This is a genomic window from Methylobacterium sp. HJ2 (genome assembly GCF_056431005.1).
Genome location: NZ_JBWJYM010000006.1, coordinates 157,793 through 182,191 on the forward strand (window position 1 = coordinate 157,793; position 24,399 = coordinate 182,191).

Annotated in this window: 25 protein-coding genes; 11 read left to right on the plus strand and 14 right to left on the minus strand. The window is 72.4% G+C overall.

Translation table 11 applies throughout. The annotated features are described in order from the left end of the window. The first annotated feature begins 99 nt into the window (after positions 1 to 99). The 3 genes from ACS5RC_RS16170 to ACS5RC_RS16180 are packed head-to-tail and all read left to right on the plus strand — an operon-like array spanning position 100 to position 2,608. Positions 100 to 1,080, plus strand: a complete 981-nt coding sequence (locus tag ACS5RC_RS16170; protein ID WP_478344909.1) for an ABC transporter substrate-binding protein — start codon at positions 100 to 102, stop codon at positions 1,078 to 1,080. Positions 1,081 to 1,133: 53 nt separating this feature from the next. After that, a complete protein-coding gene (locus tag ACS5RC_RS16175; RefSeq protein WP_478345103.1) occupies positions 1,134 to 1,844 on the plus strand; it encodes an ABC transporter permease in 711 nt (236 codons plus the stop codon). Next, on the plus strand, positions 1,844 to 2,608 hold the full coding sequence (locus ACS5RC_RS16180; protein WP_478344910.1) for an ABC transporter ATP-binding protein: 765 nt from the start codon (positions 1,844 to 1,846) through the stop codon (positions 2,606 to 2,608). Before ACS5RC_RS16175 ends, ACS5RC_RS16180 begins: the two co-directional genes overlap by 1 nt. A 120-nt stretch (positions 2,609 to 2,728) precedes the next feature. On the opposite strand, the gene ACS5RC_RS16185 is transcribed toward ACS5RC_RS16180, so the two are convergent. After that, on the minus strand, positions 2,729 to 4,687 hold the full coding sequence (locus ACS5RC_RS16185; protein WP_478344911.1) for a hypothetical protein: 1,959 nt from the start codon (positions 4,685 to 4,687) through the stop codon (positions 2,729 to 2,731). Between the two features lie 191 nt (positions 4,688 to 4,878). Then, positions 4,879 to 5,205: a HesB/IscA family protein gene (locus tag ACS5RC_RS16190; protein WP_478344912.1), complete on the minus strand. Its 327-nt coding sequence runs from the start codon at positions 5,203 to 5,205 to the stop codon at positions 4,879 to 4,881. Positions 5,206 to 5,327: 122 nt separating this feature from the next. Here ACS5RC_RS16190 and ACS5RC_RS16195 point away from each other — a divergent pair, with 122 nt between their 5' ends. Continuing rightward, positions 5,328 to 6,629: a deoxyguanosinetriphosphate triphosphohydrolase gene (locus ACS5RC_RS16195; protein ID WP_478344913.1), complete on the plus strand. Its 1,302-nt coding sequence runs from the start codon at positions 5,328 to 5,330 to the stop codon at positions 6,627 to 6,629. A 156-nt stretch (positions 6,630 to 6,785) separates the two neighbouring features. On the opposite strand, the gene ACS5RC_RS16200 is transcribed toward ACS5RC_RS16195, so the two are convergent. Further along, the gene (locus tag ACS5RC_RS16200; RefSeq protein ID WP_478344914.1) at positions 6,786 to 7,295 is read right to left on the minus strand and encodes a hypothetical protein; all 510 of its coding nucleotides are present in this window, start codon (positions 7,293 to 7,295) and stop codon (positions 6,786 to 6,788) included. A 376-nt stretch (positions 7,296 to 7,671) separates the two neighbouring features. Here ACS5RC_RS16200 and argS point away from each other — a divergent pair, with 376 nt between their 5' ends. The 6 genes from argS (at position 7,672) to tatC (ending at position 14,113) form a co-directional block, all read left to right on the plus strand. After that, positions 7,672 to 9,426 carry an arginine--tRNA ligase gene (gene argS, locus ACS5RC_RS16205; protein WP_478344915.1) on the plus strand — a complete coding sequence of 585 codons (1,755 nt, stop codon included), beginning with the start codon at positions 7,672 to 7,674 and terminating at the stop codon, positions 9,424 to 9,426. 35 nt (positions 9,427 to 9,461) lie between these two features. Next, entirely contained in the window at positions 9,462 to 10,859 is a 1,398-nt protein-coding gene (locus ACS5RC_RS16210; protein ID WP_478344916.1) for an SPOR domain-containing protein, read from the plus strand. Positions 10,860 to 11,120: 261 nt separating this feature from the next. Continuing rightward, positions 11,121 to 12,128: a beta-N-acetylhexosaminidase gene (gene nagZ / locus ACS5RC_RS16215; RefSeq protein ID WP_478344917.1), complete on the plus strand. Its 1,008-nt coding sequence runs from the start codon at positions 11,121 to 11,123 to the stop codon at positions 12,126 to 12,128. 191 nt (positions 12,129 to 12,319) lie between these two features. Continuing rightward, positions 12,320 to 12,592, plus strand: a complete 273-nt coding sequence (locus tag ACS5RC_RS16220) for a twin-arginine translocase TatA/TatE family subunit (RefSeq protein WP_478344918.1) — start codon at positions 12,320 to 12,322, stop codon at positions 12,590 to 12,592. Between the two features lie 193 nt (positions 12,593 to 12,785). Beyond that, complete coding sequence (tatB, locus tag ACS5RC_RS16225; RefSeq protein WP_478344919.1) at positions 12,786 to 13,316, plus strand: Sec-independent protein translocase protein TatB; 531 nt, start codon at positions 12,786 to 12,788, stop codon at positions 13,314 to 13,316. Beyond that, complete coding sequence (tatC, locus tag ACS5RC_RS16230; RefSeq protein ID WP_478344920.1) at positions 13,313 to 14,113, plus strand: twin-arginine translocase subunit TatC; 801 nt, start codon at positions 13,313 to 13,315, stop codon at positions 14,111 to 14,113. Before tatB ends, tatC begins: the two co-directional genes overlap by 4 nt. 10 nt (positions 14,114 to 14,123) lie before the next feature. Here tatC and ACS5RC_RS16235 read toward each other — a convergent pair whose 3' ends face one another. From ACS5RC_RS16235 to ACS5RC_RS16285, 11 genes are all read right to left on the minus strand, one after another. After that, positions 14,124 to 14,909: a DUF1223 domain-containing protein gene (locus ACS5RC_RS16235; RefSeq protein ID WP_478344921.1), complete on the minus strand. Its 786-nt coding sequence runs from the start codon at positions 14,907 to 14,909 to the stop codon at positions 14,124 to 14,126. After that, a complete protein-coding gene (locus ACS5RC_RS16240) occupies positions 14,906 to 15,940 on the minus strand; it encodes a lipid A biosynthesis lauroyl acyltransferase (RefSeq protein ID WP_478344922.1) in 1,035 nt (344 codons plus the stop codon). The genes ACS5RC_RS16235 and ACS5RC_RS16240 overlap by 4 nt, the downstream gene beginning before the upstream one ends. Before the next feature lie 72 nt (positions 15,941 to 16,012). Then, positions 16,013 to 17,035: a zinc-binding dehydrogenase gene (locus ACS5RC_RS16245; protein ID WP_478345104.1), complete on the minus strand. Its 1,023-nt coding sequence runs from the start codon at positions 17,033 to 17,035 to the stop codon at positions 16,013 to 16,015. 111 nt (positions 17,036 to 17,146) lie between these two features. Further along, positions 17,147 to 17,506, minus strand: a complete 360-nt coding sequence (locus tag ACS5RC_RS16250; RefSeq protein ID WP_478344923.1) for a type II toxin-antitoxin system PemK/MazF family toxin — start codon at positions 17,504 to 17,506, stop codon at positions 17,147 to 17,149. Continuing rightward, positions 17,493 to 17,828 (minus strand): hypothetical protein, encoded by a 336-nt coding sequence (locus tag ACS5RC_RS16255; RefSeq protein ID WP_478344924.1) that lies wholly within the window; start codon positions 17,826 to 17,828, stop codon positions 17,493 to 17,495. Before ACS5RC_RS16255 ends, ACS5RC_RS16250 begins: the two co-directional genes overlap by 14 nt. A gap of 227 nt (positions 17,829 to 18,055) precedes the next feature. Further along, positions 18,056 to 18,331, minus strand: coding sequence for an SH3 domain-containing protein (locus ACS5RC_RS16260; protein ID WP_478344925.1), 276 nt, complete (start codon positions 18,329 to 18,331; stop codon positions 18,056 to 18,058). Further along, on the minus strand, positions 18,331 to 19,098 hold the full coding sequence (locus ACS5RC_RS16265; RefSeq protein ID WP_478344926.1) for an SDR family NAD(P)-dependent oxidoreductase: 768 nt from the start codon (positions 19,096 to 19,098) through the stop codon (positions 18,331 to 18,333). The genes ACS5RC_RS16260 and ACS5RC_RS16265 overlap by 1 nt, the downstream gene beginning before the upstream one ends. Beyond that, entirely contained in the window at positions 19,095 to 20,378 is a 1,284-nt protein-coding gene (locus ACS5RC_RS16270; RefSeq protein ID WP_478344927.1) for a beta-ketoacyl-ACP synthase, read from the minus strand. Before ACS5RC_RS16270 ends, ACS5RC_RS16265 begins: the two co-directional genes overlap by 4 nt. 67 nt (positions 20,379 to 20,445) lie before the next feature. Next, positions 20,446 to 21,198 carry a flagellar type III secretion system pore protein FliP gene (gene fliP, locus ACS5RC_RS16275; protein ID WP_478344928.1) on the minus strand — a complete coding sequence of 251 codons (753 nt, stop codon included), beginning with the start codon at positions 21,196 to 21,198 and terminating at the stop codon, positions 20,446 to 20,448. A gap of 10 nt (positions 21,199 to 21,208) precedes the next feature. Next, a complete protein-coding gene (locus ACS5RC_RS16280; protein WP_478344929.1) occupies positions 21,209 to 22,252 on the minus strand; it encodes a lysylphosphatidylglycerol synthase domain-containing protein in 1,044 nt (347 codons plus the stop codon). A gap of 65 nt (positions 22,253 to 22,317) precedes the next feature. Next, positions 22,318 to 22,713: a hypothetical protein gene (locus tag ACS5RC_RS16285; RefSeq protein WP_478344930.1), complete on the minus strand. Its 396-nt coding sequence runs from the start codon at positions 22,711 to 22,713 to the stop codon at positions 22,318 to 22,320. Positions 22,714 to 23,018: 305 nt separating this feature from the next. Here ACS5RC_RS16285 and ACS5RC_RS16290 point away from each other — a divergent pair, with 305 nt between their 5' ends. Continuing rightward, on the plus strand, positions 23,019 to 24,323 hold the full coding sequence (locus ACS5RC_RS16290) for a KpsE/RkpR family capsule polysaccharide export protein (protein ID WP_478344931.1): 1,305 nt from the start codon (positions 23,019 to 23,021) through the stop codon (positions 24,321 to 24,323). The last annotated feature ends 76 nt before the right edge of the window (positions 24,324 to 24,399 follow it).

The following is a 24,399-nucleotide window of genomic DNA, read 5'->3' on the forward strand; positions in this document are numbered from 1 at the left end:
CCTATGACCTTTTGGCAATGGCTTCTGCCACCCGCTGCGGCCACGCTGCATGCCGCGCCGAAGCCCCAGAAGCACGACCGAACCAGGGAGAGGGAGCCAATGCTGTCACGGCGCGAATTGGTCGCCGCCGCGGCGCTGGCCGCCCTGGCCATGCCAGCGCGCGCCAACACACCCGTGTTCCGCCTCGGCAGCCTTCCTTTCGGTACCGTCGCCTGGGAGGCCGCGGTGATCAAGGCGCGCGGCCTCGACGCGGCGAACGGCTTCAACCTGGAGGTGGTCAAGCTGGCGGGCAACGACGCAGCGCGCATCGCCTTCATGGGCAGCCAGGTCGACGCCATCGTGGGCGACCTGCTCTGGGCGGCCCGACTCGGCAACGAGGGCCGGAAGGTCCGCTTCATCCCCTACTCGACCACGGAGGGCGCCGTCATGGTGCCCGGCGACAGCCCCATCCGCGGCCTCAAGGACCTTGCGGGCAAGCGGCTCGGCGTGGCCGGGGGCCCGCTCGACAAGAACTGGCTGCTGCTGAAGGCGCAGGCCCGCGACGCCGCCGACCTCGACTTGGAGACCAAGGCCGAACTCGCCTACGGCGCGCCGCCGCTGATCACGCTCAAGCTGGAGCAAGGCGCCCTCGACGCGGCGCTGACCTACTGGACCTACTGTGCTCGCCTCGAGGCGCGGGGGTTCCGTCGCCTGATCGGAGCGGACGACATCATGCGGGCCTTCGGAGCGACCGGCTCGGTGGCACTGATCGGCTACCTCGTCGACGGAGCGACCGTCGACACGAAACCCGAGGCGGTGACGGGTTTCGCCCGTGCCTCTCGCGCCGCCAAGGAAATGCTGGCCTCCGACTCCACCGCCTGGGACGTGGTGCGCCCGCTGATGACCGCGGAGGACGAGCCGACCTTCGAGGCACTCAAGCGCGACTTCCTGGCGGGCATTCCGCGCCGGAGCATCGCGGCGGAGCGCGGCGACGGTGAGCGCCTGTTCGCGGTCATGCAGAAGCTCGGCGGCGAGCGGCTCGTCGGCGCCGGGACCGCCCTGCCGCCGAACCTCTACTTCGACGGGGCCCAGAACGGGTGAGCACGGCCAGCGCGGGGCGTTCAGGCCGGCGGATCCTGGCGCGCGCGGCCTCGATGGCGGTGCTGCTCGCCGCATGGCAGGCGGCGGCCGATGCCGCCGGGTCACGGCTGTTGCCCGCCCCCCTCGCGGTTGGGCAATTCATTCTGCAGGAGGCGGCGCGCGGCGATCTCGCCCACAACATCGGGATCACGCTGGCGCGGGTCGGGATCTCGTTTTTGCTGGCGATGGTGCTCGGCGTACTGCTGGGGGTCGCGCTGGGGCGGTCGAAGGCTCTCAACCTCGCCCTCGATACGCCGCTGTTGGCGCTCCTCAACACCCCAGCGCTCGTCATCACCGTGCTGGCCTATGTCTGGGTCGGACTCAACGAGAGCGCGGCGATCCTTGCGGTAGTGCTCAACAAACTGCCCAACGTAGCGGTGATCCTCCGCGAGGGCGCCCGCGAGATCGACCCGAACTTGGAGGAGATGGCCCGGACCTACCGGTTCGACCGCCGCACTTGGATCATCCACGTGCTGGTGCCGCAACTCCAGCCCTACGTGGTGGCCGCCGCCCGCTCCGGACTCTCGCTCGCCTGGAAAATCGTTCTGGTGATCGAATTGCTCGGGCGCCCGGATGGCGTCGGCTTCGCGATCAACTTTTACTTCGTCCAGAGCACCAACGTCGCGGCGATTGTCGGCTATAGCGTCGTCTTCATGAGCGTGATGATCGCCATCGACATCCTTGTGCTGCAACGGCTCCAAGCCCACGTCCGGAGGTGGCGCTGATGGCCGCAGAGCCGGTCGGCGGCGCGGCAAACGAGCCGGTGCTACGCGTGGCGATCGCCCGCAAGGTTTACCAGACTGGCGGGTCCGAGCCGGTCGAGGCGGTGCGCGATCTCGCCTTCACGGTCGCTCCAGGCGAGATCGTCTGCCTGATCGGACCGTCAGGTGCCGGCAAATCCACGACGTTGCGTATCCTGCTCGGTCTCGACGCCGACTACGCGGGCAGCGTCGTGCCCGATCCCCGCGGCCCGGGAGCCGGACCCGGCATGGTTTTCCAAGAGCCTCGGCTGCTGCCGTGGCGCAGCGTCGAGCAAAACGTGCGCCTCGCGATGCCGCGTGCCCAGCGCGGGCAGGATCTCGACGCGCTGTTCGGCCATCTTGGCCTGGAGCCCTGGCGCGGGCGCTTCCCCGGCGCATTGTCGCTCGGCATGCAGCGCCGGGTCGCCCTCGCCCGGGCGCTGGCCAATGCCCCCCGCCTCCTCGTCCTCGACGAACCCTTCGTGTCCCTCGACGACGCGGCAGCGGCGTCGCTGCGCGGCCTCGTGGTCGACACGGTCGACCGGCTCGGCATGAGCGTTCTGATGGTCACCCACAACGTTGCCGAGGCGATCGCGGTTGCCGACCGGCTCCTGCTGCTCTCACCGCGCCCGGCGAGTCTCGTGGCCGAGATCATCCTTGATCGGCCGCGGCCGGCGCGCGACCGAGGCTATCTCGAGGCAGTCCGGACCCGGCTGTCGGAGGCTCATCCGGGCATCGTCGCCGCCTGACGATTCCCATATCGGCGGCCTGTGCCGACTCACGGACGCTGGTGTCCGCCCACGGGCGACGTGCAGTCGCCTTTGCCTAAGAGCCGAATCCCGGAAAATCGCCCTTCAAGGCCGTGGATGTCAGTCGGCCGTGGCCTCGACGTCGAGCTTGTCGAGTAGGGCTGCCGGTGCGCGGGCAAGGGCGAAGTCGGAGAAGCCAAGCCCGGACTCGTTGCGCGCCTTCGCACGGATCGTCAGGCGGCCAGGCTTCTGCACGAACAAGCTCATCGCCGTCCCAATCGCCTTGGCGCCCTCAGAGTTGCCGAGGATCACCGGTACGCCGAACTGGCTCGCGGCAACATATTCCTGGCGCAGTTCCTCCGGCTTGAGACTCAGTGCCTTCGCCTGCGCAGCGATGAAGCGCTCGAACAGGCCGGTATTCTCCACGGTTACGTCGAGGGCCTTGGCGGTAGCCGTGAACATCAGGAGCTGCGAGGCCGGCAGGCGGGCATCGAAGACCTCAGGGCCGATACCGCCCACTGTGCCCGCGAGCCGCAGGGTGCCCATGTCCCGCCCCGAGACCGAGACCTCGCGCAGAGCCACCTCGCGCTTGCCCGTGTCCCAGGCCAAGTCAGCAACGAGATTGAGGTCGAGGTCGGCGTAGCCGTAGCCCGGCAGAGCGCCGAGGACAGGCGCGCCCGCCACGGCGGCACCCGGCAGCACCAAGCCCGACAGGCTGAGGCGGCTTGCGGTCGGGACGCCGTCCTGGAGCGGCCCGAAGCTGAGGGCGGCATCGCGCAGCGCTACGTGCATCGCCGACACAGTCGCAGCGGGGACTGGAACCTCGGGATTAGGAGTCGCCGGTCGGGCGGTGATCCTGGGAGCGACCATCGGGTCGCCGGCTGACGGCGGCTTCGGCCCATCCGGGACCTTACCCATATCTGGGCCGCTGTGAGCCTCGGAGCCCCTGGGCACTTCGGAGGCCTTGCCGACCGGCAAATCGAAAGTGAGCGCCTGGAGGGTCAGAGCTCCGATGGTGGGAGCGAGGCGACGCAGATCCCCTTCGGCCGCGTCGGCCTTTGCGAGGCGGCGCAGCGTCGCAATCGTCGGGCCCAGCGAGAGGCCGGTGAGTGCGAGGTGCCCGAGGCGGGCCCGACTCTGTCCCTGGCTGTAGGCGAGACCTTCTAGGATCAGCCCGGCCTCAGGCGCCGCCGCGGTCGCGATGCGGGCCACCTCGATCAGTAGCGGCCCATCGGCTTCCGTCTCGCTGAGCGAGAGGTTCCGCGCCTCAAGCGAGCCGAGGGAGGCCGCTTCGATCAGGTCGGCAGCGGCGCCCGCGAGCTTGGCGCGCTCGGCTGGGGCGAGGTCGGCCTCGGCAGCGAGAGCGTCGGTGCCGGCGTTGAGTGCGTCGAGCGCGCCGCTCCAGCCACCGGGGATCTGGCGCCCGCCGAGGTCGCGGCCCTCAAGGCGACCGAGTTTCACCGTGGTGCCCGAGCGGTCGGTGTAGATCACGTCGGCGATCTGCAGCGTCGCGTAGACCCGCTGCACTGCGCCCTTGCCGTCGCCAGCCAAGCTGTAGAGGCGGGTAAGGGCGGCGAGATCGAGGTCGGTCGCTTGGATGCGGCCGTAGGTGCCCGAGCCCGTTTCCGTCCCGTCCGTGACGGTGAGCGCGGCGCCCGCCGAGGTCAGCTCGGCGATACGACCACCGCGCACGTCGCGCATGCTCACTTCCCGATAGGTCACCGTCTGTCGAGCGGCACCTGGACCCATATGCTCAGAGACGAGCACCGGCGCCGTGATGCTCGCAGCCTCGAGTCGGGCGAGGCGGGTCGGCCAGGGCTCGGGGGAATCGGCCCGCAGCAACGCAGTCAGTTCGTCCCGGGAGAGCCGCGTGCCGCTGACCGTGATCCGCGGCGCGCGCATCACAGTCGTGCCGAGCGGCAGCGTCACATCCGTGAGCGTCACGTCCTGCACCGCCGATGCCGCCTCCTGCGCCGCAGCGGGCTTTGGCACGGCAGTGAGGGGCAGGCCCAAAGCGAAGGCGAGCGCCGGAGCAAGGGCCGCCCGCGCGAGGCGGGCGCGGCCCGTCATGTGGCTCATGGTCGTGTCCGGATCAGCGACGGCGCAGAAGGGAGAGGGACGCGGGCGTGCTTCAGCCCCCAATCCCATCCGTGCCGCAACTCGGCGGCGCAGGCAATCACGCCGGGCGGCCGTCTGCGCGGAGGTGGCCGACCTGTCGTCTCGGCGCAACGGATTTCAATGCCTGCGACCGGGCTCGTACTTCAGGCATATCAGATCGAGAAGGAGGTCCCGCAGCCGCAAGAGGCTGTAGCCTGCGGGTTCTCGATTTTGAAGGACTGACCAATTAAGTCGTTGACGAAATCGATCGTTGCACCAGACATGTATTCGAGAGAGATTGGATCGACAATCACTGTGGCGCCATCCCGCTCGATCGCAACGTCTTGGTCGGCGCGGTCGCGGGCGATGTCGAAGGCGTAGGAGAAGCCCGAGCAGCCGCCGCCGTTCACGCTGATGCGAAGCAGCGAGCCCGGGGGCTCGCTGCCCATGATTTCGTTAATGCGCCGGGCGGCGCGGGAGGTGAGGGTGATATCGGCCATGGGTGGAAACGAACCGATGGGCTGTGTGAACTGGGCCCCCAGCGATTGCCGGACGCCTCAAGACCCCCAAGATATGGGTGACGGGCCCGCGCCGCAACGCGGGGAGGGAAGCCGCGGGCGACATGGGTGGGCGAGACCAGGCGGGCGAGCAAGGCTCGATCGAAGAAAGTAGGGTCCGTGTGGGGCTCGGAGAGCGCTGGCGCGCGCCCTACGCCACGGATCCGGCGCGCACCCGCGGCCGCCTGATTCCCGAGCCCTCCTCGCCAACGCGCAGCGACTTTCAGCGCGACCGCGACCGGATCGTGCATTCGGCGGCGTTTCGGCGGCTGAAACACAAGACCCAGGTCTTCGTGCACCATGAGGGCGATCATTACCGTACGCGGCTGACGCACAGCCTGGAAGTGGCACAAGTGGCCCGCGCGCTCGCCCGCTCCCTCGGCCTCGACGAGGATCTCGCGGAGGCGCTGGCGCTGTCCCACGACCTCGGACACACCTGCTTCGGGCATACCGGCGAGGATGCCCTCGACGCCTGCATGGCGGCCCATGGCGGCTTCGACCACAACGCCCAGGCCCTGCGCATCGTCACGCGGCTGGAGCGGCGCTACGCCGGGTTCGACGGGCTCAACCTCGCCTGGGAGACCCTGGAGGGCCTCGTCAAGCACAACGGCCCGCTCCTCGACGCGGCCGGACGTCCGACGCCGCGCTACCGCCGCGCCGGCATCCCGGCCGCCATCCTCGAATACGACGCGCTGAACCCGCTCGACCTCGCCCGCCACGCCGGGCCCGAGGCGCAGGTGGCGGCTTTGGCCGACGACATCGCCTACGACGCGCACGATCTCGACGACGGCCTGCGGGCCGGCCTGTTCGACCTCGCCGACCTCGCCGAGGTACCGTTCCTGGCGGCCCTCCTCGACGAGATCGAGGCGCTGCATCCGGGTCTGGAGAGCTCGCGCCGCATCCACGAGCTGGCGCGCCGGGTGATCACCCGCTTCGTCGAGGACCTGATCGGCGAGGGACAGCGCCGGCTCGCGCGGCTGGATCCGGCCTCGGTCGACGACATCCGCGACGCGGGCGCGCCGGTGATCGCCTTCTCGGAGGGGATCGCGGAGGCGGACGCGGCGATCAAGCGCTTCCTCTACGCGCGGATGTACCGCCATCCCGAGGTTATGGCCGTGCGCGAGCGCGCCAACGCGATCGTGGTCGAGCTGTTCGCCGCCTTCTCGGCGGACCCGGCCCGGATGCCCGAGGAATGGAGCGGCGGCCTCGAGGACGCCTCCGAGAGCCGCATCGCCCGCCGCATCGCCGATTACATCGCGGGCATGACCGACACCTACGCGGTGCTGGCGCACAGGCGCCTCCACGCCGCGACGCCCGACCTGCACTGGTCGCCCCCGAGCCGGGGCCTGCCGCTGGCCGAGCCGTAGGGAGCGCGCCGTCCGCCGACGCGGCGGGCGCGGGCGCCCGCGCCCGGAGCGGCGTCCGGCCCCGCGCGCCGAGGGTCCGGACCGGACGCAGGTTGGGATGCAAGGCAGGACGCAGGTCCGGTCGGGCGGGAGGCGCGCCCGACCGACCGTGAGGCCTCAGTAGCCGTAGCAGTCCGCGCCGTAGCTGCCGTAGCCGGCCGGGGCGTAGCCGCCATAGCCGTAGCCGTAGGCGGCCGGGGCATAGCCGCCGCCGTAGCCGTAGCCCGCGGGATAGCTGTAGCCCGGATAGCCGTAGCCGGTGCCGTAGGCGCTGCCGTAACCGTAGCCGTATCCGCCCGAGACCGCGCCGGCGGCGAGGCCGACGCCGAGGCCGATGCCCGCTCCGGCCAGGCCGAGGCCGAGGCCCCGTCCGTAGCCGCGACCGCCGTAATAGCCGCCCCGGTAGCCGTAGCCGCCGGCGCGATAGCCGTACCCGGCGGCGCCGTAGCCGCCGCGATAGCCCAGGCCCGCGTTGCGGTAGCCGAAGCCGCCCCCGCCGCCGAAGGCGCGGTGTCCGCCGTAGCCGCCGCCATGGCCACCACCGTAGCCGAAGGGCCGCGCCTCGGCGCCCGCGGGGATCATCACCAGGGCGGCGAGCGCGGCGCCGGCCAGAACAAGGCTCTTCATCGGAGATCTCCAGCGCGCGGGAGGCGCGTCCGACAGGTGAACGCAAACTTGGCGGTATCGGTTCAAGCCGGAGATCTACGTAAAGGCCGCCGCGCGGGCGTTTTCGCGGGGATAACGACAGATCTCGCGCCGCCCCGGCCGGAGCGCAGGTCCAGGCCAGGACCAAGGCCCAGGCAAAGGTCCACCCCAGGCCAAGGTCCGGGCCGAGATCCGGGCCGAGGCCCGGATCCCGCCGCGCCGTCCTGCGCGGGCGATCCGGGCGGGCCATCCGCGGACGGGCGATCCGTGACTTGCCGCCCCCCCCTTGCTATGGCCCGCTGCGAGAGGCTCCGGCCGCCGGGTCCGGCGGGCCGGGCGACGGATCCAAGACGCGACCATGAACATATTCGCCCTGTTCGAGGCCCGGGTGCGCGAGGCCCTCGAAGCCCTGACCCGCTCCGGAACCCTGCCCGCGGGTCTCGATCTCGGCCGCGTCGTGGTCGAGCCGCCGCGCGACCCGAGCCACGGCGACCTCGCCACCAACGCCGCCCTGGTGCTCGCCAAGGAGGCCCGCACCAACCCGAAGGCGCTGGGCGAGGCGCTGGCGGCCGAGCTGCGCGCGGATCCCCGGGTGGTCGAGGCCGGCGTCGCGGGCCCCGGCTTCATCAACCTGCGGCTGGCGCCCGGCATCTTCCACGACGTCGTGCGCAGCGCGCTCACGGACCCGGCGGGCTTCGGCCGGGCGACGATGCCGGGCGGGCCCGTCAACATCGAGTACGTCTCGGCCAACCCCACCGGGCCGATGCATGTCGGGCACGGGCGCGGCGCGGTCTTCGGCGACGCGCTGGCCAACCTCCTGGTCGCCGCGGGCCGGCCGGTGACGCGCGAGTACTACATCAACGACGCGGGGGCGCAGGTCACCGTCCTCGCCCGCTCGGCGCATCTGCGCTACCTGCAGGCGCTCGGCCGCGGCGCGGCGGCGATCCCCGAGGGGCTCTATCCGGGCGACTACCTCGTCCCGGTGGGGCAGGCGCTGGCCGAGCGGCACGGCGCGGCGCTCGCCGAGATGCCCGAGGCCGAGTGGCTGCCGATCGTGCGCGATTTCGCCCTGGCGGCGATGATGGACATGATCCGCGCCGACCTCGCGGCGATCGGCATCCGGCACGACGTGTTCTTCTCCGAGCGGGCGCTGCAGGAGAGCGGGGCCGTGGGCGCGCTGCTGGACGAGCTGCGCGGGCGCGGCCTCGTCTACGAGGGGCGCCTGCCCCCGCCCAAGGGCCAGCCGCCGGAGGATTGGGAGGACCGGGAGCAGACCCTGTTCCGCACCCGGGATTTCGGCGACGACACCGACCGGCCGCTGCTGAAATCGGACGGCAGCTACACCTACTTCGCCTCGGACATCGCCTATCACCGCGACAAGTACCTGCGCGGTGCCCGCGCCCTCATCGACGTGCTCGGCGCCGACCACGGCGGCTACGTCAAGCGCATGCAGGCGGCCGTCGCGGCGGTGACGGGGGGCGAGGCCACGCTCGACGTCAAGCTCTGCCAGCTGGTGCGGCTCCTGCGCGCGGGCGAGCCCGTCAAGATGAGCAAGCGGGCGGGCGAGTTCGTGACGCTGCGCGACGTCATCGACGAGGTCGGGCGCGACGCGATCCGCTTCATGATGCTCTACCGGAAGAACGACGCCACCCTCGATTTCGACCTCGCCAAGGTGGTCGAGCAATCGAAGGACAACCCGGTCTTCTACGTGCAATACGCCCATGCGCGGGCCCGCTCGGTGCAGCGGCAGGCCCGCGAGGCCTTCCCGGACACGGATTTCGCCGATGCCGCCGGCCTCGCCGGCGCGGATCTCGCCCGCCTCACCGATCCGGGCGAGATCGAGATGATGCGCCTCGTGGCGCAGTACCCGCGGGTGCTGGAGGCCGCGGCCGCGGCGCACGAGCCGCACCGCATCGCCTTCCATCTCTATGAAATCGCCAGTTCGCTTCATAGTTTCTGGAATAAGGGCAAAGACTTGCCGCAATTACGGTTTGTTAATGCAACCGACAGAGAGTCAACGGCGGCGAGGCTGGCTCTCGTCGAGGCTCTGCGGGGCACGCTCGCCTCGGGTCTCGCCGTGCTGGGCGTCACCGCGCCGGACGAGATGCGGTGAGGGCCCGCCGCACGCGTTGAATTGAGGATGCTGCCATGACGAATGCTTCGCGCGCACCCGTCGACCTCGAGGCCTTCTCGCGCGAATTGCATCCGCATCCGTCCCAGCGGCAGGACGGCCAGCCCGGCAAGGGCGACCCCCTGGCCGAGCTCGCCCGCATCGTCGGGCAGGACGACCCCTTCCGGGCGCTGCTCGCCGCCCGGGACGAGCGGCGCGCGGGCCAGGACGCCCAGGGCGCCTACGCCCAGGCGCAGCAGCCCGCCCACCAACCCGCCCATCAGCCGGCCCCGCACCAGGACTGGCAGGGACGGACCGAGCCGAGCTTCGCCCCCGAGGCCGCGCCGCGCGCCACGCCCGCCGACGCGTTCAACCAGTATCTCGCCTCGGTGGAGCAGCAGCCCGCCGGGTTCGAGGGCCAGCCCCCGCAGGACGGGGCGGCCGAGGCGGGGCTCTACCCGGAGCGCGCGCTGAAGCGCGTCCAGCCCCGGCGCCGCCTCGTCGCGGTCGGTGCCGGCATCGCCGTGGTGGCGGTCTCGATCACCGGCGCCCTGACCTACAAGGGCCTGCGCCAGTCCGGCGGAACCGGCGGCGTCCCGGTGATCCAGGCCGACAGCTCCCCCCTCAAGGTCGCCCCGAAGGTCGCCGACGGCGTGGAGATCCCGGACCAGAACCGGCAGATCTACGAGCCCAAGGCGAAGGACAGCCAGATCCGGATCGTCAACCGCGAGGAGCAGCCGATCGACATCGCGCAGGCCGCCCGCTCGTCGCAGGCCGGCGCCGTGACGCCCGGCAACGCGCCCCTCGACGCCTTCGGCGAGCCGCGCCGGGTCCGCACCGTGGCGGTGAAGCCGGACACGCCGCCGCCCGCGCCCCAGCGCGAGGCGCAGGCCGAGGCCGCCCCGCCGGTCTCCCCGATCCCGACCATGACCCTGCCGGAGGATCCGGCCCCCCGCGCCCGGCCCGTCCGCCAGGCCTCGGCGACCCCGCAATTCCCGATGCCGACCGCCGCCGCTCCGCCGGCCCAGGCCCAGGTTCCGGCTCAAGCTCAGAGCCAGGCCCAGGCCGCCCCGCCGGCCCCGCCCGCGCGGAAGGCGCCGCAGCGCGTCGCCTCGGTGGGTCCCGACGCGGGCCTCCCGGCCGAGCCCACCACCACGGCCGCGAGTGCCGATCCCGTCGTGAGCAACGCCCCGGTCGGCGGCTTCTCGGTGCAGCTCGGCGTGCGCAGCAGCGCCCGCGACGCCCAGGCGGCCCTGCGCGAGATGCAGGCGAAGTACAGCCAGCTCGCCGGCAAGCCGGAGCTGATCCGTCAGGCCGAGGTCAACGGCAAGACGCTCTATCGCGTCCGCATTGGGCCGCTGGCCAAGGCCGAGGCGGCGAGCCTGTGCAGCGGCGTGCAGGGCGCGGGCGGCCAGTGCTTCGTCGCCAAGAACTGATCTCCCGACGGTCCCGCCGCTAGCAGTGCCGCCGGCCTGTCCGGGCCGGACGGCGGCGCGTTGTCCCCAGGCGCCCCGCCCGGCGAGGCGTGATCCGGCGCTTCGTCGAGTGGCGCCCCATCCGGCGGCGCCGGCGCAACACCGGCCGAATCGTTCGGCCGGGCCACGCCGCCGCCGCGGTTTCGCCTTGCCGCGCGGGTCTTCCCGGCCCGATCCTAGACCACCCGATTCGCAACCCGAGCCCCGCGCGAGCCGCCCCTGATGTCCTCCCGTGCCCTGATCCTCGGCTGCGCCGGCCGGACCCTTGCCGCGGAGGAGGCCGCCTTCTTCCGGGACGTGCGGCCCTGGGGCTTCATCCTGTTCAAGCGCAACATCGGCACGCCCGACGAGGTGCGCGCCCTCACCGCCGCCCTGCGGGAAGCGGTGGGCCGGGCGGAGGCGCCGATCCTGATCGACCAGGAGGGCGGGCGCGTCCAGCGCATGGGCCCGCCGCACTGGCCGGCCTATCCGGCGGGCGGGCGCTACGCCCGGCTCGAGGGGGCGGCCGCCGCGATCGCCCGGCTCGGCGCCCGGCTGATGGCCCACGACCTCGCCGAGGTCGGCATCAACGTCGATTGCGCGCCGGTCCTCGACGTGCCGGTGGCGGGCGCCGACGGGATCATCGGGGACCGCGCCTACGGCACCAGCCCGGCCGCCGTCGCCGAGATCGGGCGGGCCGTGGCCGAGGGCCTGATGGCGGGCGGCGTCCTGCCGGTGATGAAGCACATCCCCGGCCACGGCCGCGCCGGCTGCGACAGCCATCACGGCCTCCCCGTGGTCGAGACCGACCTGGAGACCCTGCGGGCCCAGGATTTCGCGCCGTTCCGGGCGCTCGCCGACCTGCCGATGGCGATGAGCGCCCACGTGGTGTTCCGGGCGATCGACCCGGAGCGCCCCGCCACGCAGTCGCGCGCGGTGATCGAGACGGCGATCCGCGGGGCGATCGGCTTCGACGGCCTGCTGATGACCGACGACCTCTCGATGAACGCGCTCCAGGGCCCGTTCCGCGACCGGGCCGAGGCCGCCTTCGCGGCCGGCATCGACGTGGGGCTGCATTGCAACGGCGCGATGGACGAGATGCGGGCGGTCGCCGAGGCGGCGCCGTGGCTCGCGGGCGCGGCCGCGCGTCGGGCCGAGGCGGCCCTGGCGCGCCTCGCCCAGGACCGCGACGGGCTCGATCTCGGCGAGGCCCGGGCGCGCTTCGCCGCCGCCCTGTCGGTCGCGGCCTGAGCGGTCCTGCGTTCCCGGCCGCGCGCGGGGCCCGCCCGTCCTCCCGCTTCACGCGGTCGCCCTGCCTTGTGTTCGCGCGGCGCGGTCCCTAGGTTCGGCCGGAAATTCGAGCGCGGACAGGAAGCCGCCGCGCACGGCCCTGCGGGTCGCCCCGAGGGCGGACCGCGGACCGCGCGGCGCAGGAGGTTGCCATGGGCAGCATGAGTATCTGGCACTGGGTCGTCGTCGCCGTCATCGTGATGCTGCTGTTCGGACGCGGCAAGGTCTCGGACCTGATGGGCGACGTGGCCAAGGGCATCAAGGCCTTCAAGAAGGGCATGGCCGAGGACGAGACGCCGGCCCAGCCGACGACCCCGATGGCGCCGAGCGAGCCGGTCCGCACCATCCCGCACACGGCCGAGACCAGCCCGGGCACCGCCGTGCCGGCGAGCCACCTGCCGGCCGGCGAGCGCAAGCCCGTCTAGCGGGCCGTCCGCCGCAGCGGATGCCGCTTCGGCGACGCGCGGCACGGCACATCACGGACCTGGAACCGGTCGCGCGGCGATCGCGGGCGGCTCCGGTCAGCCCCTCCGGGCTTTCATCGGGCGCGGTCTGGTGTAAGCCCCTGTCGGGGCACGCCGGGATCCGGGGTGCCCGAGCAGCGGGACCGTCGGCGTCATGTTGGACATGAGTTGGGGCGAGGTGATGCTGATCGGCGGCGTCGCCCTCATCGTCATCGGGCCGAAGGATCTGCCGAAGGCGCTGCGCACCGTCGGCCAGATCACGGGCAAGCTGCGCCGCATGGCCGGCGAGTTCCAGATGCAGTTCAACGAGGCGATCCGCGAGGCCGAGCTCGACGAGGTCCGCCGCGAGGTCGACGGCATCCGCGACACGGTGCGATCGGCCGGCGGCGGCTTCAACCCGGTCCAGACCATTCGCGACGAGCTGAAGGGCGCCGTCGAGGCGCGCGCGCCCAAGCCGAGCCCGGACGCCCTCGCCGACGCCACCGCCCAGCTCAAGGCCGCGGAAGCCGAGGGCGGCGCCCAGCTGGGCCTCTACGACGTGCCCCGCCCGCCCGCCGCACCGGCCGAGGCGATGCCGCGGGCCGAGGCGCCGCTGCCCGTGCCGGGCTCGGCCGACGATCCCTACGGCACCCCGGAGCCGCCCCGCCCCGCGGCCGAACCCCAGAACGGCACGGCCGGCCGATGATCGACCAAGCGGATGAAGCCGAGATCGAGGCCTCGCGGGCCCCGCTGCTCGAGCACCTGATCGAGCTGCGCGCGCGGCTGATCAAGTCGCTGATCGCCTTCGTGGTGATGTTCTTCGCGTGCTTCTTCTTCTCGCGCGAGATCTACAACATCCTCGTGCACCCCTACGTCTCGGTGGTGGGCGTCGAGAACGCGAAGCTGATCGCGACGCACTTCCTCGAGCAGGTCTTCACCAACATCAAGCTCAGCGTCTTCGGTGCGGCGTTCCTGGCCTTCCCGGTGATCGCGACGCAGATCTACGCCTTCGTGGCGCCGGGCCTCTATCGCAACGAGCGCAAGGCCTTCCTGCCCTACCTCGTGGCCACGCCGATCTTCTTCCTGCTCGGCGCGCTGGTGGTGTTCTTCCTGGCGATGCCGCTGCTGATCCGGTTCTCGGTCTCGCTGCAGCAGGTGGGCGTCGCGGGCGAGCCGACGATCGCGCTGCTGCCGAAGGTCGACGAGTACCTCTCGCTGATCATGACGCTGATCTTCGCCTTCGGCATCGCCTTCCAGCTGCCGGTGATCCTGACCCTGCTCGGCCAGATCGGCGTGATCGACGCGGCCTTCCTGCGCGAGAAGCGGCGCTACGCCATCGTGCTGGTCTTCGTCGCCGCCGCCGTGCTGACGCCGCCCGACGTGATCTCCCAGCTCTCCCTGGCGATCCCGATGCTGCTGCTCTACGAGGCCTCGGTCTTCTCGGTGGCGCGCGTCGAGCGGCTGCGCCGGGCGCGCCGGATCGCCGAGGGCCTCGACCCGTAGGGCGCGCTCTCTAGAGGCCGGGCCCCTTGGCGGCGCCCCAGATATGGCCGGGCGCCCCGTCGCGGGCGCCCTGCAGCACCACGACCCAGGAATCCGCGTCCGCCACCGCGGCCGCGGCGCGCGGCACCTCGAAATGGACGGGCTGGCCGGTCCAGGGGCCGAGCCGCTGCATGGCCCGCGCGACGTTGACGTAGATCACCACCCGGCCCCGGCTCTCGCCGCGCTCGATCGTCACGCGCCGGTGGCGCAGGACCGGGATCAGCCAGACGTCGCCCTTCTGGGTGGCGCCCGCGCCGACGTCGACGACGATGCGGTCGCCCCGTACCTCGCCCTGCACCGGCACCGACAGGCCGCCCTGGCCGCCGACCTCCCGCAGGATGCGCTCCAGGCCCGCCCGGTCGGAGGCGATCGCCGAGGCGGTCCCGTTCACCACGACCTGGGGCGTGAACACCTGCCGCACCCCGTGCCGGCCCGCATAGGCGTGCTGGCGCTCGCTGAAGGGCCCCTGGGCCAGGGTGTCCTTCCAGCCGAGATAGTCCCAGTAGGTCACCGGCAGCGTCAGGGCGAGGATGCCGGGTCGCCCCGCCAGTTCCCCGATCACCGGGTCCGCCGAGCGGCAGACGGCGCAGCCCTGGCTGGTGAACAGCTCGACCACCGCCTTGAGGGGCTCGGCCGCCGCGGGGCCCGGCGCGGCGCAGGCCCCCGCCGCGACGATCGCGGCCGCACTCCGGCGGATCGCGACGATCCGGCGGAATGCGCCGATCCGGGTGACGTCGCGGGAAGCCGTTCGCATCATCGCATCACAGCGCGTGAATCCTCCGCATGGGAAATCACGTTGGCTTGAGATGTTTCTACCTGTGGTAGCACCGATGCGGGATTCGACCGCGCCGTGCGCGGCGCGGGAAGCATGTTGGGGCGCCAGCGCCGGTGCATCCACAGCCATTGGCCGGGCGTCTCGCGGATCCATCCCTCGACCACCGCCGTCATCGCCTGCATGGCGCCCGCGACCGCGATGGCGCCCGAGGCGTCCCGCGGCAGGTCCAGGGGCGGGGTCAGCTCCAGGCGGAAGCGCCCGCCGCCGAGCCGGACGACCCGGGCGCCGTGGACGGGACAATCGTAGTGGCGGGCGAGTTTGGCCAGCAGCGGGTTGGCGAGGCAGGGCTGCCCGAAGAACGAGACCACCACGCCGCGGGTGAAGTGCTGGTCGATCAGCTGTCCGAGATGGCCGCCACGCTCCACCACGCCCTGCATGGCGAAGGCGGCGCCGGGCCCGGAGGCGGCCAAGCCCCCCATCGTCTTCTGCCGCACCGCCTGGACGAGGCGCGCCGCAGCCGGGTTGTTGGGGGCCCGGAACACGGCGGTGGCCTCGAGGTCGAACTTCGCCGCCACGATCGCCGGCAATTCCCAGTTGCCGAGATGGGCCGAGAAGATCAGCCCCGGCTTGCCGTCGTCGCGCAGGGCGTAGAAATGCTCCAGGCCGACCACGTCCATGCGCTGGGTCGACGGGTCGTCGGGATCGTAGTCGAACAGGCTGTCCAGATGGGCGTATTCCGCCCCCGTGCGACCGAGATTGTCCCAGGCCTCCCGCGCGATCGTCCCGCGCTCGGCCTCGGACAGGCCCGGATAGGCCGCCCGCAGGTTCGCCGTCATGGTGCGGTGGGCCGGCAGGAACGGGCCGATGCGCCGCACCAGGGCGCCGCCCAGCGCGCTCGCCCGGTCCGGCCCGAGCAGGCGGGCGATCCAGAACAGCGCCCCGATCAGGGGCAGCATGGCGTAGCCGGCGAGCCGGGGCAGCGACCGTTTGAGGACCAGGGCGAGACGCAGCAAACGGTGACTCCGGGCAGCGGGATGCCCCCCCGCGCCGAGGCTTAGATCAGTTTTCCGTGAACTCGGAAAGGATCACAGGCTGACGAGGATCTTCCCGAACACCTTGCGGGATTCGAGACGCTCGAGGCCCGCCGCGAAGTCGCCGAGCGGGTAGACCGTGTCGATCACCGGCCGGATGCCGTCCGCCATCTTGTCGAGGGACTCGCGGATGTTGGCGAGCCGGCAGCCGAAGGATCCGGTGATGCGGTATTGCTGCTGGAACAGCTGCATCAGGTTCATGGTGGTGGAGACGCCCGAGGTCGAGCCGCAGGTGACGAGCCGGCCGCCGCGCTTGAGGCAGAGCAGCGAGCCGTTCCAGGTGTCGGGGCCGACATGCTCGAACACCACGTCGACGCCCTTGCGCTTGGTCAGGCGGCGCACCTCGCCCTCGAAGCGCTCGGTGCGGTAGTTGACGACGTGGTCGGCCCCGAGCTCGGCGGCCTTGGCGCCCTTCTCGTCGTCGCCGACCGTGGTGAAGACGGTGCAGCCGATGGCCTTGGCCATCCGGATGGCGCCGGTCCCGATCCCGGAGCCGCCCGCATGGATCAGGATGCTCTCGCCGGGCTCGAGCTTGGCGTTGTCGAACAGCATGTGCTGCACGGTGCCGAAGGCGATGCCGGCGCAGGCGGCGTCCTCGAAGGACACGCCCGGCGGCACCTTCACGACGAGCCGGGCCGGCATGGTCACGAACTCGCGGGCGAAGCCGTCGATGTGGAAGCCCATCACGCCCGCGACCTCCTCGCAGAGGTTGTCGCGGCCCTCGCGGCAGGCCCGGCACCGGCCGCAGGTCTGCGCGCCGTAGAGGGCGACCGGGTCGCCCTCGCGCAGGCCCGTCACGCCCGCGCCGACCGCGGCGATCTCGCCCGCGGCCTCGGCCCCGACGGTGAGCGGCAGCCGGCGCTTGGCGAAGGCCATGCCGCGGAAGCCCCAGACGTCGATGAAGTTGAGGCCGACCGCGCGCACCCGCACCCGCACCTCGCCGGGCTCCGGCGGGGGCGGGGCCTCGACCTCGGTCAGGCGCAGGTCGCGGTCGCCGAAGAGTTGCAGGGCTCGCATCAGCATGTCCCTCCGACCGCAGAGCGGCCACGATGGCAATAGGTCCTGGCCGGCCGCGCCGATCCCGCCTGTCGAGCCCGGGCCCGGTGCGGAGCGTGCCGCCGACGGATGTCAGCCGGCCGGAGCGTCGTCGGGCCTGCACAGGACGGGGTCGAGTCGGCCGACGATGCCGGCACGATCCCGGTCCGACAGGCCGCCGATCCGCCGGCCGATCTGGGCGTTCGCCAGGGTGAAGAGCTTCCAGCGCACGATCGAGCGGTGCCGCAGGCCGGCAGCGTCCAGATCGCGGATGACGTAGTCGCTCGGCCAGTGGCTGTCCGCACCCGTAGTGATCATCACGGCGACAACGTGGCCGTTGAGCGCATTGAAGCTCCGCGCCGAGAGCACGAGGACGGGTCTCGGCTTGCGGACCGGCAGATCGATGAAGGGGAAGAGGGCCGTCAGGACATCGAAGCGCTCAAAGCCCGTCATAGGCCGCCGCGTCCTCGGGGCTGTTCCACTCCGTCAGGGTCGCGGTGAGCGACAGGAGGTAGGGGTCGGCCCGGGGCGCATCCGGCTCGACCGTGATCATCGCGCCGCGCTTGGACTGAAGCTCCCGCCACAGCGCATCGCCCTCGCCGTCGGGCCTGACGCCGTCCGTCTCGGGACCCTTGCGGAAGCGCACCCGGCGTCCCTCCACGCGCAGGACGATGGTCCCGTCCGCGGGCAGGGCGCGGATGCTTCGCGCGAGATCGGGATCGCCCTCGATGTGGCGCGCCCGCAGGATGTCGTCCCGAATGATCATCGTCGCCATGCGCCAGCCTCCGGACACGATACCTACGCAGCGCCCCGCGCCGCATCAAGCTGGGGTCCGACGCGCTCCGTTGGGGCCGATCGCGCGCAGGGGCGCCGCGGATCCCGTATCCGCCCGGACCCGGACGATCCCGTCGCGATGGCGGGTCCGGGGATGGCGAATCCGGGCGTCGCGCGAGTGCCGCGCGGTCCGGGCGAGCCGGCCCCGCGTCCCTGGAGAAAGCCGGATCACTCCGGCGCGAGATAGCGCCGCCGGGCCCAGCCGAGGACGCCGCCCGCCTTGACCCGGCACCAGGTGGTGCGGCTCGGGGTGTCGTTGGTGCAGCCGAAGACGAGGGCGCGGTCGCGGATCTCGCCCACCGCCTCGGCGGCGGGGTCGGGCTCGACCCGGATGCTGAGGCTCTCGCCGCGCGGCAGGCCGTCGACGCGGTAGGTCTGCGGCTCGGCGGCGGCCGGCCCCGCGAGGGCGAGCAGGCCGAGGAGGAGGGCGAGGCGGCCGGACATCAGGCCCGGTGCACGCCCATCATGGCGGTGAGCCCGCCATCCACCGGCAGGACGGCGCCGGTGATGTAGCCGGCCGCATCCTCCATCAGGAAGCGGGCCAGCGCCGCGACCTCGGCCGGGTCGGCGAAGCGCCCGGCCGGGATCTGGCGCTCCATCCCGGCCCGGTGGGCGGCGTAGGGGGCCATCATCCGGGTGTCGACGAAGCCCGGCGCGATCACGTTGACGGTGACGCCGCGCTTGGCCGACTCGATCGCGAGCGTCCGGCAATAGGCGATGAGGGCGCCCTTGGTGGCGGCGTAGGCGGCGTTGCCGGCATTGGCCCGCAGCGCGGCCACCGAGCCGATCGCCACCACGCGCCCGGCCCGGGCCCGCACCATGCCGCGGGCGAGCGCCTTCACCAGCCGGGTCAGCGAGTAGAAATTGACCTGCATCGCCGCCTCGAGGCGGTCCTGGTCGAGCATGAGCGCGAGGGCGTCGCAGGGCTGGCCCGCGTTGTGGACGAGGCCGTAATAGCCGCGCTCCTCCGCCTCCGCGCAGAAGGCCTCCAGCGCGGCCCGGTCGGCGAGGTCGAGGGCATGGGCGGCGAAGGCGCCGTCCGGATGGCCGGCGCGCAGCTCCGCGAGCAGCGCCTCGGCCTCCGTGCCGGAGGCGCGGTAGGTGAAGTCCACGCCGTATCCGGCCGCGGCGAGCGCCCGGACCAGCGCGGCCCCGAGGCCCGCCGCCCCGCCGGTGACGAGGACGCGCCGGGATGCGGTGGCGGCGCTCACGCCGGCTCCGCGCCGAGCACGAGGCAGGTGTTCTGCCCGCCGAAGCCGAAGGAGTTCGAGAGCACCCGCGTCACCGCCGCGTCCCGGGCGGTCGCCACCACGTCGAGGGGGAGGCTGGGATCGGGCACCGCGTAGTTGATGGTCGGCGGGATGCGGCCGTGCCGGATGGTGAGGAGCGAGACCGCCGCCTCGATCGCGCCCGCCGCCGTCAGGGTGTGGCCGATCATCGACTTGTTCGAGGTGACCGGGATGGCCCCGATCGCGTCCCCGAACACCGCGGCGAGGCCGAGCGCCTCCATCTTGTCGTTCTCGGGGGTCGAGGTGCCGTGCGCGTTCACGGTGTCGATGTCATGGGGCCCGAGCCCGGCATCCTCCAGGCTCGCCCGGATGGCCGCGACGATCGGCGCGCCGTCCGGGCTGGAGCGGGTGCGATGGAAGCCGTCGCCCTTCTCGCCGCAGCCCAGCACGTAGCCCAGGATGGTGGCGCCCCGCGCGCGGGCCGCCTCGGCGTCCTCCAGCACGAGGGCGGCGGCGCCCTCGCCCATGACGAAGCCGTCGCGGTCCTTCGAGAAGGGCTTCGAGGCGGCCTCGGGCGGGTCGTTCCGGGTGGAGAGGGCGGAGAGCAGGGAGAACCGGATCAGCGATTCCGGGTTCACCGAGCCGTCGGTGCCGATGCAGAGCGCCGCGCTCATCTCGCCGCGGCGGATCGCCTCGACGCCGAGCTGGATCGCGGTGGCGCCCGACGAGCAGGCGGTGGAGAGCGAGATCGGCGAGCCGCGGGTGCCGAAGCGCTCGGCGATGCGCTCGGCCACGGTGCCGAAGATGAAGAGGTCGTGCCACGCGTCGAAGGCGCGGGTCGCGGCGGCCTTCTGCAGGCCGGCATAGCTCACCGGGCCGTTCTCGCCCGAGGCCTCGGCGAGCGCCCGGCGCTGCGGCCATTCCATCTCGACCGGCGGCACGGCGATGAACAGGGCGCCGGGGAAGTCGCCGGCCCGGCCGATCCGGGCCTGGGCCACGGCCTCCTCGGCGGCGCGCGCCGCGAAGCGCTCGGAGAGCGCGGGCGCGCAGAGGGGCTCGGTGTCGAGGAAGTCGACGGTGCCGGCGATGCGGGTGCGCAGGCCGTCCGTCGGGAAGCGCGCGATGGCGTGGATGCCCGAGCGCCCGGCGGTCAGCGCCGCCCAGGTCTCGTCCTGGCCCTGGCCCAGGGAGGTGACGAGGCCGATGCCGGTGACGGCGACGCGCGGGCGGCCGCGCGCGTCGCGAGAGGAATGCGCTGTCATGGCGCCGTCTTACACCATCGGATCGGGGAGGGGAGGCGGATTTCGCAACGGGTCCGTCCGCGCCCCGTCAGCTGCCGTAGCTCTGCACCAGCGAGCCGGCGACGAGGGTCCAGCCGTCGACCAGCACGAAGAAGATCAGCTTGAAGGGCAGGGCCACCGAGGCCGGCGGCACCATCATCATGCCCACCGCCATCAGCACCGAGGCGACGACGAGGTCGATGATCAGGAACGGGATGAACAGCAGGAAGCCGATCTCGAAGGCGCGCCGGAGCTCGGAGATCATGAAGGCCGGGGTGACGATCTCCAGGCCCACCGCCTCCGGCCCCGCGGGCGCCGGCACCTTGGCCATGTCGAGGAACAGCTTGAGGTCCTTCTCGCGCACGTTCCGCAGCATGAAGGTCTTGAACGGCGCCGAGGCCCGCTCGAAGGCCTGGCCCTGGCTGATCTGGCCGGCGATCAGCGGCTCGATCCCGGCCCGGTAGGCCTCGCGGCCCGTGGGGGCCATCACGAAGGCGGTGAGGAAGAGCGCGAGGCTGATGATCACGGCGGTCGGCGGTGCGGTCTGGGTGCCCAGCGCCGAGCGCAGCAGGGAGAGCACCACCACGATCCTGGTGAAGGCGGTGGCCATCACCAGCACCGAGGGCGCGAGCGCCAGCACCGTGAGCAGCGCCACGAGCTGGAGCGCCCGCTCGGTGACGCCGCCGGTGCCGAGATCGACGGTGACGCTCTGGGCCGCGGCCGGCATCGCGCCGAGCAGCCCGGACAGCAGGACGAGGGCGCCGGCGGTGCGGAGGGTGCGGAACACGGTCTGGTCTCTCATCGGGCCGCCCTCACGAGGCGGCCGGCGGGCGCACCGTGGCGCGCCGGGCTTCGAGGTTCTGCCAGACCAAGAGGCCCGGCAGGCCGAGCACCACGTCGGGCACGCGCTTGGCGAGCGAGAGCGCGAGCGCCGTGCCCGCGTCGATGCCGAACAGGGCGCAGACCACGACGAATCCGCCCTCCTGCACGCCGAGCCCGCTCGGCACGGCGAAGGCCACGGACTTGACGGCCTGGCTCAGCGATTCGATCACCAGGACCTCGGCGAGGCCGGCCTCGACGCCGATGCAGGCGAGCGCGATCCAGATCTCCAGGGCCCCGAGCGTCCAGGCCAGGAAATGGAGCCCGACCGACTGCGCCAGCCGGCCGGCGCGCCCGCGGTGCCAGACCGCGTCGAGGGCGTCCTGCACCCGCATCGAATCGGCCCGGCGCGGCTCGGTCTCGCGCACGAAGCGGCGGCCGAGGCCCGCGACCCGGTCCTCGATCACCCGGGCCGCGCCGGTGCGCTGGAGGGCGAAGAAGGCCCCGAGCAGCAGCCCGGCCACGACGAGGGCCCGCAGGACCCAGCGGGCGAGCTCGGCCGCGGCCTGCCCCTCCACCCGCATCAGCAGGCCCGCGCCGAGCCCGGCGAACACGGCCTGGGTGCCCACCTGGATCAGCATGTCGGCCAGGATCGAGGCGCCGGCCAGCGCGCCCGCCACGCCCCAGTAGGTCAGCAGCCGCCCGCCCAGCACCTCGCCGCCGATCGAGGCGACGGGCAGCAGCATGTTGATGCTCTCGCGCACGTAGCGCAGGATCAGGAACGGCCCCTCGCGCACCGGCGTCAGCCCGTCGAGGATGCGGGCCCAGGCGAGGCCGCACAGGAGGATCACCCCGGAGCGGACGAGGACGATGCCGGCGAGCCCCGGCACGCCGATGCGTCCGAAGGCGGCGGCGACGGCGGCGAGGTCGTTGGTGGCCACGAGCCAGGCGGCGAGGGCCAGGCCGATGCCGGTGCCGATGAGCGGCAGCCGGCGCAGCAGCGCCCGGCCCAGCCCGCGGGGCGCGGCGGCGCTCACGGTCGCTCGGGCTTCCGGCAGGGGCGGCTGTCGCGCAGGGTCACGGGACGGGCTCCGGCGAGGGCTCAGCGCGCACGGTCCGGCACCGGCGACTCCCCCGCCCCGGCCGGTAACGCCGCATTGGGGCCGAAATCGGGGACCGGGGGCGCGGCCGGGTCGAGGAGCCAGATCCGGCCGGCCGCCACGCTCGCGCCCGTCGCCACGGCGAGCGCGCGCTTGGGGCAGGGGCCGAGGCATCCGGTCTCGACGATGCGCGGCTTCCGCGCGTCCGGCCCGGCGAGCGAGCGGTGCAGGGCTTTGGCGAGCGCACGGGCCTCGCGCCGCGACAGGTTCTGGCGCTTGGCGCATTTGCGGCACACCAGCACGACCTCGGCGAACTTCGCCTTGGCGGTCCGCACCGCCGGCACCGGGCCTGCCGTCGCTTGAGCCTTCATCTGGGCCTTCACCTGGGCCACCGTCACGCCTGCCGTCCCCGCTCGCGCCGACCGGGATCGGGCGGGCGCAGTCATCGGGCGGACGTACAGCCGTCCTACGCTGCGGCGCAACGGCCACGGGGACGCGGCCTCGGGGCCGGAGGGGGCGCCAGAGGGGCGCAGGCTTGCGGCGCGCGGTGGTGCGGCGCACAGGGCGAAACCCGCCGATGCCTTAAAAAGGGCCGAAAAACCCGGGACTCCGGGACCGCGCCGGGCCCTCGGCTTCGGGGGACCGGACGGCCGAGGCGGCATCCAAGACGCATCGCAGGGCGCATCCGGGACACACCACACGCATGAGCGTCGATGAGGTCAAGCAGAGCGAGCGCGTCCGCGGCATCGTCGAGTTCGCGCAGCGCTCGCTGACGGATCTGCGCCGCGGCGCCGAGACGATCGAGCCGGTTCCGTCCGACCGGCGCGGCGCCCTGATCCAGCGCGCCCGCACCGCCTGGACGCGGCTGCCGGGGCTCCGGCCGGCGAGCGCGAAGCCGACGAACCTCGTCCATTACCTGCTCTGGCGCTTCGGGCTGTTCGTCCTGCTGCCGACGGCGGTGATCGGCGTGTACCTGTTCGTCTTCGCCGCGAACGAGTACATCGCCGAGGCGCAGTTCACCGTGCGCGGCAACGTCGAGCCGATGGAAAGCATCCAGCTCGGCGAGTATTCCGGCCTGATCCAGAAGCACAACAGCCAGGACAGCTACATCGTCCGCGACTATATCCTCAGCCGGACCATGGTCGAGGCCATGGAGAAGAGCGTCTCGATCTCGAAGCTGTTCTCGCGCTCCGAGGCGGACTTCTGGTCCCGCTACAACACGTCGTCGCCGATGGAGGATCTGGTCGTCTACTGGCGCAAGCACGTCAACGCGCATGTCGACGCCATCTCGGGGGTGATCCAGCTCTCCGTGCGGGCCTTCACGCCGCAGGACGCCCTGACCATCACCGGGGAGCTGGTGTCGCGCGCCGAGGCGCTGATCAACTCGATCTCGCAGCGGGCCCAGGCCGACATGCTGATCCAGGCCCAGGCCGACGCCAAGGTCGCGCAGGAGCGCCTGCGCAACGCGCATCTGGGCCTGCAGAGCTACCGCAACCGCTGGGGCATCATCGACCCGATCAAGTCGGCCGAAGGGACGATGAAGCAGCTGCTCGACCTGCAGAAGGACAAGATCAAGGCCGAGAACGATCTCCGGGTGCTGCGCGCCTCGAACCTCGACGAGAAGGCGCGCTCGATCCAGGTGCTGGTCGCCACCGTGGGGGCGGTCGACCAGCAGATCCAGCTGCTGCGGGACCAGCTCACCCGGGAGGGCATGAACGGCAACGGCTCGCCGACCATGGCCAACGCGCTGCTCGAGTACGAGGGCCTGATCGTCGAGCGGACCATCGCGGAGAAGCTCAACGAATCGGCCACGAACCTGCTCGACCGGGCCCGGATCGCGTCCGGCAAGCAGCACATCTTCCTGTCGATCTTCGTGCCGCCGGCCCTGCCCACGGACACGCTCTATCCCCAGCGCGGCCACGCGCTGTTCGTCGCCTTCTTCGCCCTGCTGCTGCTCTGGAGCTCCGCGACGCTGCTGACGAGCGCCGTCCGGGACCAGCGGCTCTAGGAACGCCCGGGGCGGTCCCGGCGCGGCAGGCCGGAACAGAGCTTGCCGAGCGGGACGGGCCCGGGGCATGGTCCCG